Here is a 14644-nt window from a genome sequence, read left to right as displayed (position 1 = left end):
TTAATAAATAATAGGCTTAAACATATCTTTTATATTGTCTTTATCTCCGCTTGCAAGAACGGTAGCTGTCTCTATTAACGCAAGATGACTATATGCTTGCGGGAAGTTACCCAGCAGTCGTTTTGTTTTAAAGTCAATGTCTTCACTGAATAATCCTAAGTGATTACTGTAAGAAAGCAGTCTATCAAAATACTCTTTAGCCTTCTCCTTCTCTCCTATTTTGTACAAACTCTCAATAAACCAAAAGGTGCAAATAGTAAAAGACGAACTTGGCTTCCCAAAGTCATCATGATTTTTATAACGGTATAATAAGCCGTCATTACAAAGTTCCTGTTCAGTAACATTCACGGTAGATACATAACGCGGATCATCAGCTTTAATGAATCCGTATTGCTCCATTAATAATATAGAAGCGTCCATATCATCAGAACCGTAAGATTGTGTATATGCCTGCATTTTCTCGTTCCAGGATTTCTCATAGATCTCGTTATAAATCTCTGATCTAAGCGATTTCCATTCTTCTACGCAGTGACTTCTGCCTAGAACATCACCTATTTTTATCGCGCGGTCTACAGCAACCCAGCATAAAAGTTTAGAGAATGTGAAGTGTTTATCCTCTGTTCTTAGTTCCCAGATACCTTTATCTGGTTCGTGCCAGTGATTTTCTACAATATCAACGATTCCCTTAACGATGCTCCATAGTTGCTCGCTATTCTCTAAAGTGGTTTCAAACTGTACAAACTGCTGATAAATAACCTCCATAAGAATACCGTAGATGTCATTTTGCTTTTGCACATAAGCGGCATTTCCTATTCTTACAGGTTTAGAACCTTTGTATCCATCAAAGTGATCTAATGTTTCTTCCGTGAGTATCTTTTCACCATTAATACCATACATGATCTGCATTTTTTCATCCTTGTATGGTATGATGTTTATTATGAATTTTAAGAAGCTTCGGGCAGATTTTACGTGCCCCAATCCAGAGATCACTCTAATTACCATTGATGCATCTCGCACCCAGCAAAATCTATAATCCCAGTTTCTTACTTCTCCTATCGTTTCGGGTAATGATGTTGTGGCTGCCGCCAAAACCGCTCCGCTTTTCTCATACGTGAGTGCTTTTAGCGTAAGCGCGCTTCTCATTATTTGCTCTTGATACATGGGATACTTTGTGGTGATCTCTGCCCAGTTCATCCAATAAACCTTTGTACGCTGATATTTAAGATAGGTTCTATCTAGCGTTTGTGGCATAAGCTTCTCATGATATGAGATCACAACAAAATGATTACTCTGTATGGTAACCTCGTTTTGCTGAAGAATGTCTTGATAGTTTATATCGCTATAAAAATAGATAGAGTCAAACTTGTCGCCTTTAGTAACGCTCTCTATATACTCGCCTTTATCTGTATTTACAGTTTCTTGACGGGCATATTCAAGTTTAGGATCGTAGATAACCTTAAAGGTAGGTTTGCCTTTGATATGCCTTATAAAACGGATAATATCTGGCGGAGCGTAAAAAGAGCCTCCACGCTTTTCATATCTGGGCATGAAATCAAACACTTCAAAAGCATCTTCCCCATTAGTATAATGGGTTTTTAAAATGTTTGTATTCCATATATATTCTTGTGTTATTCTGTAATCGTCGCCAACTACAAAACCCATTGTCCCGCCTTTTTCTTCGTCAAGTAATTTGGCGAAAACCGAAGGAGAATCAAACGTGGGCAAACAACACCAATCTATAAAACCATATTTTGAAATTAATGCTGAGCTTAGGCAATTGCTCACAATGCCGTAATCTAAATTATCCATTAAATCTTAAAGTTATTGTAAAATCGGGGGTTCGTCAGACCTTTATTTCCGAAATTTAAAACATATATAATCAACCTTAAAAGTTTTAACCATTCTATGGCAAAGACGATAATCGTTTCAAACAGATTACCACTCCAATTAAAAATAGAAAACAAAGAAGTACATGCTACTCCTAGTGTAGGCGGTCTCGCCACAGGGATGAAGTCCGTACATAAAGACAGTAACGGCCTCTGGATAGGCTGGACGGGACTTACCGAAGAGGAAATCCCATCTGATCTTGTGGACGATGTAAATGAGGCTACAATACATGAGCAATGTATACCTGTAAGCCTTACAGAAAAAGACATCGAAGGATTTTACTACGGCTTTAGCAATCGCACGATCTGGCCGCTGTATCATTACTTTATGGAGTTTACTGAGTTTGAAAAAGACAGTTGGCAAAGCTATAAGGAGGTTAATGAGAAATATGCTGAAGTAGTTCTGGATCATCTTGAAGATGATGACACAGTATGGGTACACGATTATCAATTAATGCTACTTCCTGCACTTATCAAGAAAGAAAGACCTGATGTTTCTATTGGTTTCTTTCTACATATCCCGTTCCCGTCTTATGAGGTGTTTAGAACATTGCCTACCAGAGAAGCAATATTAAAAGGTTTATTAGGCGCAGATCTTATAGGCTTTCATACTTATGATTATGAGCGTCACTTCTTGAGTTCTGTGAGTCGTATTCTTCGTCTGGATGTAAGTTTTAACTCTATTACTTATAAAGACAGGCTTGTAACTGTAAACTCATATCCTATGGGTATAGATTACAGCAAGTTTGAAAACGCAGCACTAGAACATAATAAAAAATCCCTTAATGATAAATCTGAGTTACAGCGCAGATTAGACATGCATCTTGATGCTACGGCTAATGCCAAAATGATACTGTCAATAGACCGTCTTGATTATACAAAGGGTATCGCAAACCGTATAAGAGCCTATGAATATTTCTTAGAGAAGTATCCTGAATTTAAAGAAAAGGTACGCCTCGTTATGCTTGCCGTTCCTTCACGAAGTAATGTACCGCAATATCAATTATTGAAAAAGGAAGTTGACGAACTCGTGGGGCGTATTAACGGTAAATTCTCTACTGTAAGTTGGACGCCTATCTGGTATTTCTACCGCTCTATGCCGTTTGACAACCTGATAGATCTCTATACTTCTTGCGATGTCGCCTTGTTAACGCCTATACGCGATGGTATGAACTTGGTTGCAAAAGAATACATCGCAACCCGCACAGATCAAAAAGGAGTGCTTATCCTTAGCGAAATGACTGGTGCTGCGCAAGAAATGAACGAAGCACTACTGATCAACCCTAACAACTTTGAGCAGATCGCAGATACGCTTAAACAAGCGATAGAAATGCCCGAGGAAGAACAGATCAAAAGAAACACATTACTTCAAAAGCGTTTAAAGCGTTACAACGTAGAAAAATGGGCGCGCGACTTTATGTCTGGACTAGAAGAAACAAAAGAAAAATCAGATCACGTGAAGGCTTTAAAACTTAACGAGAATAGACAAAGTGAGATGTTTAAGGCTTACGCCGAAAGTGACCACCGTATCTTATTCTTAGATTATGACGGCACGCTGCGTGGCTTCGTTAAAAATCCAGAAGACGCAAAACCAGATGAAGAACTACTAGAGTTGGTAGATAAACTTCAACAACAAGAAAACACTGAAGTTGTTATCATCAGTGGTCGTGATAGAAACACACTAGGAACTTGGTGGCAAAACGTGCCAATCACACTCATTGCAGAACATGGTGTATGGAAGCGTGAAGTAGGCAAAAACTGGGAAGTGACCGAAAATGTAAAGAAAGACTGGATGCCGCTTATTCGCCCTGTGCTTGAGACGTATGTAGACCGCACGCCAGGTACTTTTATAGAAGAAAAGAACTATTCTTTGGCTTGGCATTACCGCAACGCCGATCCAGAATTGGGAGAGATCCGTGCTAACGAATTAAGCACCACGCTTAAAGAACTTACCAGCAATCATGAACTGGGCGTTCTAGACGGCAATAAAGTACTAGAAATTAAAAACAGCGGAATTAACAAGGGTAAAGCAGTTACAAAAGAGATCTTTAAAGAAGATTACACCTTCATATTTTCAATAGGTGATGACTGGACAGATGAGTTTATGTTTGAAGAACTACCAGACGACTCATACACAGTAAAAGTGGGCATCCAGCAAACCTCAGCTAAATATTATGTTGATGATACCGAAAGTGTGCGTAAATTGCTTCAGGCGTTTCTAGACGCTAACTAACCCCTAAAATTCCATTAAATGACTAGATTTTTTACGCTATTTACTGTCGTAGGTATTTTGTTTATCGCTTCCGCGAAAGCGCAGCAGACTGCACCACCTGCAACAGATTCAAGATTTTATGACATAATAGATGCTATTTCTGCCGAAAGAATAGAGCAAGATATTAGAACACTTGCCGGTTTTGGGACGCGTCATACGCTAAGCGACACCGTTTCTAACACGCGTGGAATAGGTGCTGCTCGCCGCTGGATCAAGAGCGAGTTTGACAAAGTTTCTTCTGACTGCGGGAACTGCTTAAATGTATTTTATCAAAAGAACTTTATTGAAAAAGGTGAAGGTTCGCGCATCGTTAAGGATGTTTGGATCAATAATGTGGTAGCCGTTCAAAAAGGAACAAAGTACCCCAATAACTTTATCATCATGAGCGGTGATATTGATTCGCGTGTGAGTGATTCCAACAACTATACAGATGATTCTCCTGGTGCGAATGATAATGCCAGCGGTATGGCCGGAACTATCGAGGCGGCTCGTGTACTTTCAAAATACAAGTTTGAGAACAGTATTATTTACGTAGGTCTTTCTGGTGAAGAGCAAGGTTTATATGGCGGTGCTGGTCTTGCAGAATATGCTAAAGAAAAAGGCTGGAATATCGTTGGTATCATGAACAATGACATGATAGGAAACATCAAAGGTGTTGATGGTGTAATAAGCAATCGTGATTTCAGGATCTTTTCTGAGCCTGTTCCTCCTACTGAGACAGAACAACAAAGAAGAATGCGCCGTTTTTATGGTGGTGAAGTTGATGGCATTTCGCGACAGCTTGCTCGCTATATCTATAAAAACACAAAGCAATACATGCCAGAGATGAACCCTATGATGATCTATCGTCTAGACCGTTTTGGCCGTGGTGGTCATCACCGTCCGTTTAACGACATAGGCGCTGCAGGTGTTCGTATCATGGAAGCGCATGAGAATTACACACAGCAACATCAAGATCTGCGCACAGAAGATGGTATTGAATATGGCGATCGTGTAAAACATGTAAACTTTGATTATGCTGCAAAACTGACGGCTGTAAACGCTATAAATCTTGCAAGCATCGCTTGGGCTCCACCAGCTCCAGAAACTGTAAAATTAGGCGGTGCTGTAGCTCCAGCTGCAAAAATGGAATGGAGCAAAGTAGATGGTGCCGTAGGATATAAGATCTACTGGAGAGATACTACTTCGCCAACTTGGGACAACAGTCGTTATGTGGGCAATATCAATGCATTTACTTTAGAAGGCATTGTGGTTGACAATTTCTACTTTGGTGTAGCTGCTGTGGGAGCTGATGGGCACGAGAGCCTTGTGGTTTTCCCTAATGGTATCTTGCGATAAGAACATTTATTTTTTTCGGTATGGCATTTGTATATTGCTAACCAAATACATCGATCAATGCAAAAATTATTTATACTAGCGGCCGTTCTTTTTACGGCCGTTCTTTCTGCTCAAGAATCTAAGAAATTCACGCATATGGACACTTTGCGTGGAACGATAACTCCAGAGCGCGCGTGGTGGGATCTAAGTCATTATGACCTCAAGGTTTCGGTTAATCCAGAGACACAATCTCTAGAAGGTACAAACACGGTTACTTACAAAGTTTTGAAGCCATTTCAGGTGATGCAGATCGATCTGCAAAAGCCTATGGAACTTGTATCTGCGACTCAAGACGGTAAGACGCTTGAGATCAAGAAAGAAGGTCTAGCGCATTTTATTTCGCTTAAAGCGAAACAGAAAAAAGGAGATGTAAAACAAGTAAAACTCACTTTTAAAGGTAAACCTCGTATTGCGAGAAATCCGCCGTGGGATGGTGGCTGGACGTGGCAAAAGGATAACAACGGTAAAGTTTTTGCCGCAAATGCAAATCAAGGAATAGGCGCTTCTATATGGTGGCCTAACAAAGATCACCCGTATGACGAGGTTGATAGTTTAGATCTTCATGCAACGGTTCCTGCGGGACTTGTGGCCGTAGGTAATGGTCGCTTAGTAGATTCGCTTAAAGCGAATGGAAAGACCACATATCATTGGAAGGTCGTTAATCCGATCAATAACTACGGGGTTAATATCAATATTGGTGATTATAAGCATTGGCATGAAACTTACGCCGGTGAAAAGGGTGAATTGGATACTGATTTCTGGGTGTTGAGAGAAGATTTGGCGAAAGCCAAAAAGCAATTTAAAGACGCGCCAAAAATGCTTAAGGCATTAGAATACTGGCTAGGCCCGTACCCATGGTATGAAGACAGCTACAAGTTAGTACAAGTGCCATATCTTGGGATGGAACATCAAAGTAGTGTAACCTACGGAAACAAATTTATGAACGGTTATCTAGGCCGCGACTTAAGTGGTTCTGGATGGGGCGAAAAGTGGGATTATATCATCATTCATGAGAGCGCGCACGAGTGGTTTGCTAACAATATCACAGACTATGATGTGGCAGATATGTGGATACAGGAGGGTTTCACTACCTATGCTGAAAATCTGTTTGTAGATTATTACTGGGGTAAAGAAGCTGCTTCTGACTATGTAACTGGCATGCGCCCTAATATTCGTAATGATAGACCGATAATTGGTACATACAACGTGCGCCATGAAGGTAGCGGCGATATGTATTTTAAAGGTGCGAATATCTTGCATACGCTACGCCAACTTATCGAAGATGATGAGAAATGGCGTTCCATTTTACGTGGTTTGGGTAAGGAATTCTATCATCAAACTGTGACTTCTGAGCAGGTTGAAAATTACATCAGCAAGCAAAGCGGGATCGATCTTACCGAGTTCTGGGATCAATACCTAAGAACTACCATGATCCCTAAGCTAGAGTATAAGGTGGACGGAAAAGATCTAAAGTTTAGATACGTAGATGTTGTGAAAAACTTTGATATGCCTATTCAAGTTGAAGCAAATGGTAAAACCGAGTGGATCTACCCATCTGCAGACTGGAAGACAAAAAACTTTGACGCTGCGATCAATGACTTTAAAGTAGATAGAGACTTCTATATCTACGCTGAAGCGAAATAAAATCTGATAAAATTCATGCGACCACTTCTCTATTTTAAGAACGACAAAGAATGGCGTGAGTGGTTGCATGAAAATCACAATACCAGTACTGGCGTTGATCTAGTTTTTTACAAAGTAGAAAGCGAACAAGAAAGCATGCGCTGGGAAGAAGCCGTGCGTGTAGCCATTTGTTACGGGTGGATAGACAGTACCGTGCGTAAGATAGACGATGAAAAACGCAAGCAATACTTCTGCCCTCGTAAACCAAAAAGCGTCTGGAGCAAAGTAAACAAACAGCATATTGAAGAACTTATCGCCGCAGATCTAATGCACGATAGTGGTCATAAAAGCATTGCTATAGCAAAAGAAAATGGCTCTTGGTCAGAACTTGACGATGTAGAAAATGGAGTGATACCACAAGATCTGCAAGAAGCATTTAACTCAAATCCTACAGCGTTTACAAACTACGAGAACTTTGCCCGGGGCTACCGCAAGAGTTATTTATACTGGCTTAATCAAGCAAAGCGTGAATCAACCCGACAAGCTAGAATTGCAGAGATCGTAAGACTCTGTGAGGCAAATGAAAAGTCTAGAAGTTAATTAGCTATTCAAAAAAGAAGCGGCATGCGCTGGTAGTTTTTCTACTAACTGTACTTTGATCGCTTCCACAACTTCAGGAAAGATCACCCCCGTAAGCTCATCACAATATATCTTAGAAAATTCTGTAGCGAGAACAAGTGTGTTTTTACTATTGTTCGTTATGAATTTCAGGAAATAACCATTCCCTTGAAAGGTGTCGTTAATGGCTGCTGTGGTTTTTATACCATGAGGTAATTTGATGTCGGCCAAGGTCTCACACCAACTTTCCGCGAAAGCGTCAAAACGGGCATTATCAATATTTGAAGTTCCCAGATTCACCACCGGCACTTCCCTATCCCATCGCTTCCAGTTGTAAGAATGCATATCATAAACGATCACTTTATCATGCAACGCTTCTAGCTTTGAGGTCAACGCATAAACCACCTCATAAAACGCCTCATGCTTCGCTAAACTCTTTGCCTTCTCAGTTTCTTCTAGTGGCTTTCGCCAAAGTTTCTTACCCCAGGCATCTTCATAAATCGCATTGTCTGGCGCACGGTTAAGATCATATTCAAAACGGCTATCACGACCGGCAATTACTATGGGTTGCGTTTCCACGAAATACTTTGTGCAAGGATCTTCCTCATACCAGCGTTCGTATTCTGTATGCAGGCAATTCTCCCAAAGCTCTTTGCGAAACTGATGACCATCATGCACAGCACCACAAACCATGGGCGCATATTCTTCGATCTTTAAGGTAAAGGAATAATCTTCTGCAACAGCGTGAAAAGGCTCAGCATCATTGATCTTAGCGATCATTTCTTGAATAGATAATCGTAGCATGGTGATGGTTTAGAGTGTAAAGAAAAAATGAACCGTTCTATGAACAGTAAACTGATCTATGCTTCGTCTACGTGCTTGCGTAATTGCGCTCTACGGTCTAGTCTAGAGACTTTAGCAACCACCATATCTTCAACGAAGTTGATGATCTTTTCTTGAACTTTAGCTTTATAAACGCGGTTCATATACGTGATACCGCCTGGGCTCATCACGTTTACCTCAACAAGCATCCCGTTAATAACATCTATTCCCACGAAGTAAAGTCCGTCTTTTACAAGTTTAGGACCTATACGGCGACAAAGTTCTTTTTCGCGCTTGCTTAAACTGTGTTTTTCTACAGTACCGCCGGCGCTTACATTAGAGCGATGATCATCATCTCCTGGTACACGCTTCATTGCACCAATAGGTTTACCATTAAGCAATAAAATACGCACGTCTCCTTGATCTGCACCCGGAATGTAATCTTGCAGGATCACATAATTAGAAGAACCATCTTTGTTGTAGATATAGAAATCAAGCAACGAACTAATACTATTCATCGCGCTTTTTTCGATAAGGATCACTCCGCTTCCGCCAAAACCATTGAGAGGTTTAAGAATCATCTTATCTTCTTTAGACTCTTTAATGATATTAATTAAATAATCTTTGTTCTTAGTAACGTGCGTACGCGGAATGAACTCGGTTTTATCATCTTCAAAAACCGCGGTGTACAGTTTGTTATTCGCTCTACGAATACCATCTACACTGTTCATGATAAACACGTCATCTTTCACAGAATCTAAGAAGTTAAGCATGATCGTATCTAGCGGCGGATTAGATCTTAAAATAATAACATCAAATCCTGCCAGCGGCAACATCTCGTCTCTAAATTTCGCTTTAGCGTGAAAACCCTTTAGCGTAGGTGAAACTTTTTCCTGGCGTTCTATTACTCGGCAAAAAGCAAAGGTCACACTATCACGAATCGTAAGATTAGCCGGAGTGGTCATCGCCACACCATGGCCTCTTTTTACACATTCTCTTACAAGGGCTAGTGAAGAATCATCCTCTGGCTTTTTAATATCCTGCCAGGGATACATCAGGAAACATACGTTCATTGAGTCTTTGGTTGTTTGTTGAAGTTTAAATATAGGTATTTGCGATACAAACTTTCTTAAGAAAGCGTCAAAACCTATTTTTCATCAACTTCCCAAGCTGCGTCTGGATCTTTATTAGGGTTGTAATTAAACATCCCTTCGCTCTTAGCGATGATAGAAGATACAGTAGCATCACCGGTTACATTCACAACCGTACGACACATATCAAGAATACGATCTACCGGGAAGATGATAGCGATCCATGCTGGGTTTAAACCAACAGATTCTAATACAATGATCAACATTACAAGACCTGCACTAGGCACAGCCGCAGAACCTATAGAAGCTAGCGTAGCCGTTAGCACAATAGTTAATTGCTGACCTATTGTTAAGTCTATCATATGCAGTTGCGCTAAGAATACTACAGCTACAGCTTGATACAAACAAGTACCATCCATATTTACTGTAGCCCCAATAGGCAATACAAAACTTGTGATCTTTTTATCTACTCCCAGATTATCTTCTACACACTCCATAGTAACAGGAAGTGTCGCTGCACTACTTGAAGTAGAGAAGGCTAGTGTTTGCGCAGGCCCCATTGCTTTAAAGAAGCCAAAATAAGATACCGCACGCACAAATATTTTAAATAAAAATGGGTAGAATGCAAATATCATAAACGCCAATCCTGCGACTACCGTTAGTGAATACCAACTTAAGCCTTTAAAGATCTCAACCACTTTGCCTACATCGTCTCCTGCCATCTGACTTACCACACCCGCTAGAAGCGCAAATACAAAGAATGGTGCAGCTTTCATGGTGAGGTCTACCATCTTTAAGAAAACCTCCATTATACCATCTACCGCTTTCTCTACAGGTCTTGATTTCTCATTAGGTATAAACAATAGTGCGATACCAAAGAAAAGTCCAAAGAATATCACCTGTAGCATCAAACCATTATCTGCCAAAGATGCAAAGAAGTTAGAAGGCACAATATCCACAAGCGGCTGTAATGGTCCGCTTGACTTTGTTTTATTCGCTGTTTGCATTTTATCGCTTACCGTCGCATCTGCGATCTCAGAGCGACTAAGGTCTGTAATGCGTTGCGCACGCTCAATAAAAGCAGGATCTTCCAGATAGTTTATACCATCTTTAATTTCATATCCATTATCTGCTGCCCAAACTTCATAACTTATACGGTTATCGATACGGGCTTCTTCATCAATAAGCTTACCTGGCTTAATAAGGTTTACAAGCACAAGACCTATTCCCACAGCCATGATCGTAGTTATGAGATAGGCAAGTAAGGTCTTCCCTCCCATTCTACCCAGACTTTTTGGGTCGCCTATATTCGCCACACCATTGATGATAGAAAATAACACTAGTGGCACTGCGATAAGTTTCAGTAGGTTGATAAATATGGTACCAAACGGCGCTATCCAGTCTATCGTAAATTCACTCCAGCCCAATGCACTGCTCAGTAAAGCCCATACTATACCAAGAACTAATCCTATAATAATTTGCCAGTGTAATGCTAATTTCTTCATGTAGTCATCGTAAAATTAAGGCCAAAAGATACTCAAAGTTGAGGGATTTTGGCTGCAGCCAAAACATTAAACCTTTGCCGTCCTGTTAAGCAACACATAATCAGCTAGAACCAAGGCTGCCATTGCTTCTACAATAGGCACAGCACGTGGCACAACACAAGGATCATGACGGCCCTTACCCATCATTTCGGTAGTGTTACCCTCTTTATCTATGGTGGGTTGGTTTTGCATTATGGTCGCCACAGGTTTAAAAGCAACTCTAAAGTAAATATCCATACCGTTGCTGATTCCACCTTGTATACCACCGCTTAGATTGGTTTGTGTACTTCCGTCTTGATTAAAGATATCATTATGCTCACTTCCTATCATTGCCGCTCCTGCAAATCCGCTACCGTATTCAAAACCTTTTACAGCATTGATAGACAGCATGGCTTTACCAAGCTCTGCATGTAGTTTGTCAAAAACAGGTTCGCCAAGACCCACGGGAACATTCTGTATCACGCACATCACCGTACCGCCAATGGTGTCACCGGCTTTGCGTATTTCTTTGATCTTATCGATCATCTTTTCGGCGAAAGCCATATCTGGACAACGCACGATATTTTTCTCAATGTTATCAAAATCTACCTCTTGATACGGCGTTTCCATACGGATGTCGCCTACTTGATCAACAAAGGCTGTGATCTTAACGTCTTTTAAAAACTGCTTTGCAAGCGCACCTGCCGCAACACGGCTAGCTGTCTCACGCGCAGAGCTACGACCGCCACCGCGATAATCGCGTATACCATACTTCTGATCATAGGTATAATCTGCGTGACTAGGACGATAGGTGTCTTTTATGTGACTGTAATCGTGAGATTTTTGATTTGTGTTCTCTATAACAAAACCTATGGGGGTACCGGTAGTTTTGCCCTCAAAGATCCCCGAAAGGAATTTTACCGCATCTGGCTCTTTGCGTTGTGTAACGATCTTAGATTGTCCTGGTTTGCGACGTTGCATATCAACTTCTATCGCATCAAGATCAACTTCTACACCCGCAGGGCAACCATCTATTATGCCGCCCAATGCTTCGCCATGTGACTCACCAAAAGTGGTCAACTTAAAAATCTTACCAAAGGTATTTCCTGCCATTTTGCTTGTTTGAGCAACGAAAATAAAAGCTTTTGACTTAAAAATTTACCTTATCTCTAAACATTTGTTCAAAACATTGTTAACGAAACCCTATTATTTAATCTTGAGGTAATGATGCGGTAATATGAATTGCTGTAATTTGAACAAAATGTAACTGTTGAAACGTAAAGTAGAACTTGTTGTAATAAGCGATGTGCATCTGGGAACTTACGGCGCTCACGCTAAAGAACTGCTGTATTATCTACAAAGCATAAAACCGAAAACACTTATACTTAACGGTGATATCATCGATATCTGGCAATTCAGGAAGCGTTATTTTCCCAAGTCACATTTGCAAGTCATCAAGAAGATCCTCTCGCTGGCTACAAAAGGTACGCGTGTATATTACATCACCGGCAACCATGACGAGAAGCTGCGTAAATTCAGCCCTGTGAAGTTGGGTAATATCTCTATTGTAGATAAGCTTACGCTAAATCTGGACGGCCGCAAGGCCTGGATCTTTCATGGGGATGTTTTTGACGCATCCATTCAACATACCAAATGGATCGCAAAGCTGGGCGGCTGGGGCTATGACTTCCTTATCCTGCTTAACCGGTTTATAAACTGGTGGTTGATCAAAATGGGCAGACCCAAATATTCACTATCTAAGAAGATCAAGAACAGCGTTAAAAAGGCCGTGAGTTTTGTGACCGACTTTGAAGAAACGGCAGCACAACTGGCCATTGAGAATAACTTTGACTATGTATTGTGCGGCCACATCCATCAACCGCAAATGCGCACTGTAGAACACAAAGGCGGCAAAACACTCTACCTCAACAGCGGCGACTGGATCGAGAATCTCACCGCACTAGAGTATCACAACGGCACCTGGTCTATGATGGAATATGAGTCTCAAAATCTACCAGAGATCACCCCTGCAGAAGACCTCACAAACATAGAGGTTGACCCTAAGGCTGTGCTAGCAAGTATTACCGCTTTCGCGAAATAAACTATGCTATTATTGTTATTGTTATTTTTATTGCTATTGTTATTGCTATTGTTATTATTAGGAACGATTAAAATACTGGTTTTACTAAATCAATTTACTGATTGTCAATTATTATTACTATTATTGAACCTAATAACCAATCAATCCATTCATCATGAAACGAATTCTATTTGTTCTAATTGCAGTTACTCTATTTAGTTGTTCTAAGTCTTCAACATCCTTTGAGGGAAGATATATGGTAAAAAACGACACTATTTCTATTATCAAGAATGACAAAAACTATTTTATCGAGTTAAAAAAGGATAATATGGCTAAGGCCGAGCTTGAAGGAGATAAACTAATTTTTGAAATACCAGGTGGTGAGAAGGCATCCGTAGAGATCATGGAAGACAATAACCTATATTTTGAATTGACTGAAAAAGAAGAGGCGGGCTTAAAGCTAACTCGTTTAGAGGAATAACACGCATCACCGTATCATTTAAAAATTGAGTAGATAGCATTTAACACAAGATTCTACAGCTCTTCTTAAACTTGGTCTTAAAAAAACTTACATATCTAGTACCCAATTTTTGTTTGCTTTTTCAAACAAAGAGCTTTGCTCAATCTGAAGGTTGGATCTCAGACCATGAAATGTCATTATTCAATATTTTATCTTATAACATTCCTAGTGGTTTGTTGACAACAGTACGTTTAAAGAGTTTATTTACTGTGTTTTAAATCCATTAATTAATCACGTTTACCATGAAAAAATTAATACTTATACTTCTTTGTATTGCCTTTATAGGATGCTCTAAGTCTTCAACCTCCTTTGAAGGAGAATATAAAATGGATGATGAGACGGTTATTATCACAAAAGGAGAAAATGCTTATTTTATTGAATTACCTGATCAAACAATGCTGAAAGCCGAACTAAAAGATGATATGCTTCACATAAAAAGTCCTATGGGCCCTGCTACGATCGAGCACATTGACGAAAACACCTTATATTTTCAAATAGAACTAGGAACGGCTGTTAAACTAATCCGCATAGAAGAGTAATACTTTTTCATCACTGCCCAACAGAAAAAGTCTCTGAATACACTTTTGATAATTACAAGTCAACCTCTTAGCGATCATTACTATAAATTATATTTACGATTAACAAAGCGCATTTTTATTAAAAAATTACGCTTTGTTTCTTCGTTTTAGGTAGGGGGATCCTTCGGGGTTTGTTCGGGGCTTCTTCGGGAAATGGGGTCTTTTCTTGAACCTACCCCGAAGGAACCCCGAACAACGTCCGAAGAAAGGCCTACGAATATATGGTTAGCGCTTCTAAGCAATAAGTGTATAAT

At 40.1% G+C, this 14644-nt stretch carries 12 protein-coding genes; 7 read left to right on the top strand and 5 right to left on the bottom strand.

Features of this window, described 5'->3' with window-relative positions; genetic code table 11:
- Entirely contained in the window at positions 1-1809 is a 1809-nt protein-coding gene (locus ACZ5L8_RS03740) for a glycoside hydrolase family 15 protein (protein ID WP_464439868.1), read from the bottom strand.
- Positions 1810-1905: 96 nt separating this feature from the next.
- On the opposite strand from ACZ5L8_RS03740, the gene ACZ5L8_RS03735 reads away from it, so the two are divergent.
- The 4 genes from ACZ5L8_RS03735 to ACZ5L8_RS03720 are packed head-to-tail and all read left to right on the top strand — an operon-like array spanning position 1906 to position 7758.
- Positions 1906-4119 (top strand): bifunctional alpha,alpha-trehalose-phosphate synthase (UDP-forming)/trehalose-phosphatase, encoded by a 2214-nt coding sequence (locus tag ACZ5L8_RS03735; protein WP_464439866.1) that lies wholly within the window; start codon positions 1906-1908, stop codon positions 4117-4119.
- 18 nt (positions 4120-4137) lie between these two features.
- On the top strand, positions 4138-5496 hold the full coding sequence (locus tag ACZ5L8_RS03730) for a M28 family peptidase (protein ID WP_464439864.1): 1359 nt from the start codon (positions 4138-4140) through the stop codon (positions 5494-5496).
- A 57-nt stretch (positions 5497-5553) separates the two neighbouring features.
- Positions 5554-7179, top strand: a complete 1626-nt coding sequence (locus ACZ5L8_RS03725) for a M1 family metallopeptidase (RefSeq protein ID WP_464439862.1) — start codon at positions 5554-5556, stop codon at positions 7177-7179.
- A 15-nt stretch (positions 7180-7194) separates the two neighbouring features.
- Complete coding sequence (locus tag ACZ5L8_RS03720; RefSeq protein ID WP_464439860.1) at positions 7195-7758, top strand: YdeI/OmpD-associated family protein; 564 nt, start codon at positions 7195-7197, stop codon at positions 7756-7758.
- On the opposite strand, the gene ACZ5L8_RS03715 is transcribed toward ACZ5L8_RS03720, so the two are convergent.
- The 4 genes from ACZ5L8_RS03715 to aroC all read right to left on the bottom strand — a co-directional run bounded on the left by ACZ5L8_RS03715 (position 7759) and on the right by aroC (position 12325).
- A complete protein-coding gene (locus tag ACZ5L8_RS03715) occupies positions 7759-8580 on the bottom strand; it encodes an N-formylglutamate amidohydrolase (protein ID WP_464439858.1) in 822 nt (273 codons plus the stop codon).
- A 56-nt stretch (positions 8581-8636) separates the two neighbouring features.
- On the bottom strand, positions 8637-9671 hold the full coding sequence (gshB, locus tag ACZ5L8_RS03710; RefSeq protein ID WP_464439856.1) for a glutathione synthase: 1035 nt from the start codon (positions 9669-9671) through the stop codon (positions 8637-8639).
- Between the two features lie 74 nt (positions 9672-9745).
- Complete coding sequence (locus ACZ5L8_RS03705; protein WP_464439854.1) at positions 9746-11194, bottom strand: dicarboxylate/amino acid:cation symporter; 1449 nt, start codon at positions 11192-11194, stop codon at positions 9746-9748.
- A gap of 66 nt (positions 11195-11260) precedes the next feature.
- The gene (aroC, locus tag ACZ5L8_RS03700; RefSeq protein ID WP_464439852.1) at positions 11261-12325 is read right to left on the bottom strand and encodes a chorismate synthase; all 1065 of its coding nucleotides are present in this window, start codon (positions 12323-12325) and stop codon (positions 11261-11263) included.
- 154 nt (positions 12326-12479) lie between these two features.
- Here aroC and ACZ5L8_RS03695 point away from each other — a divergent pair, with 154 nt between their 5' ends.
- From ACZ5L8_RS03695 to ACZ5L8_RS03685, 3 genes are all read left to right on the top strand, one after another.
- Positions 12480-13313, top strand: a complete 834-nt coding sequence (locus tag ACZ5L8_RS03695; RefSeq protein WP_464440910.1) for a UDP-2,3-diacylglucosamine diphosphatase — start codon at positions 12480-12482, stop codon at positions 13311-13313.
- A 154-nt stretch (positions 13314-13467) separates the two neighbouring features.
- Positions 13468-13773 carry a hypothetical protein gene (locus ACZ5L8_RS03690; RefSeq protein WP_464439850.1) on the top strand — a complete coding sequence of 102 codons (306 nt, stop codon included), beginning with the start codon at positions 13468-13470 and terminating at the stop codon, positions 13771-13773.
- Positions 13774-14054: 281 nt separating this feature from the next.
- On the top strand, positions 14055-14351 hold the full coding sequence (locus tag ACZ5L8_RS03685; protein ID WP_464439848.1) for a hypothetical protein: 297 nt from the start codon (positions 14055-14057) through the stop codon (positions 14349-14351).
- Positions 14352-14644 lie beyond the last annotated feature (293 nt).

This window comes from Leeuwenhoekiella obamensis (assembly GCF_055391795.1).
The sequence above is the reverse complement of the archived record's forward strand: the minus strand, read 5'-3'. Positions and strand labels throughout refer to the sequence as shown.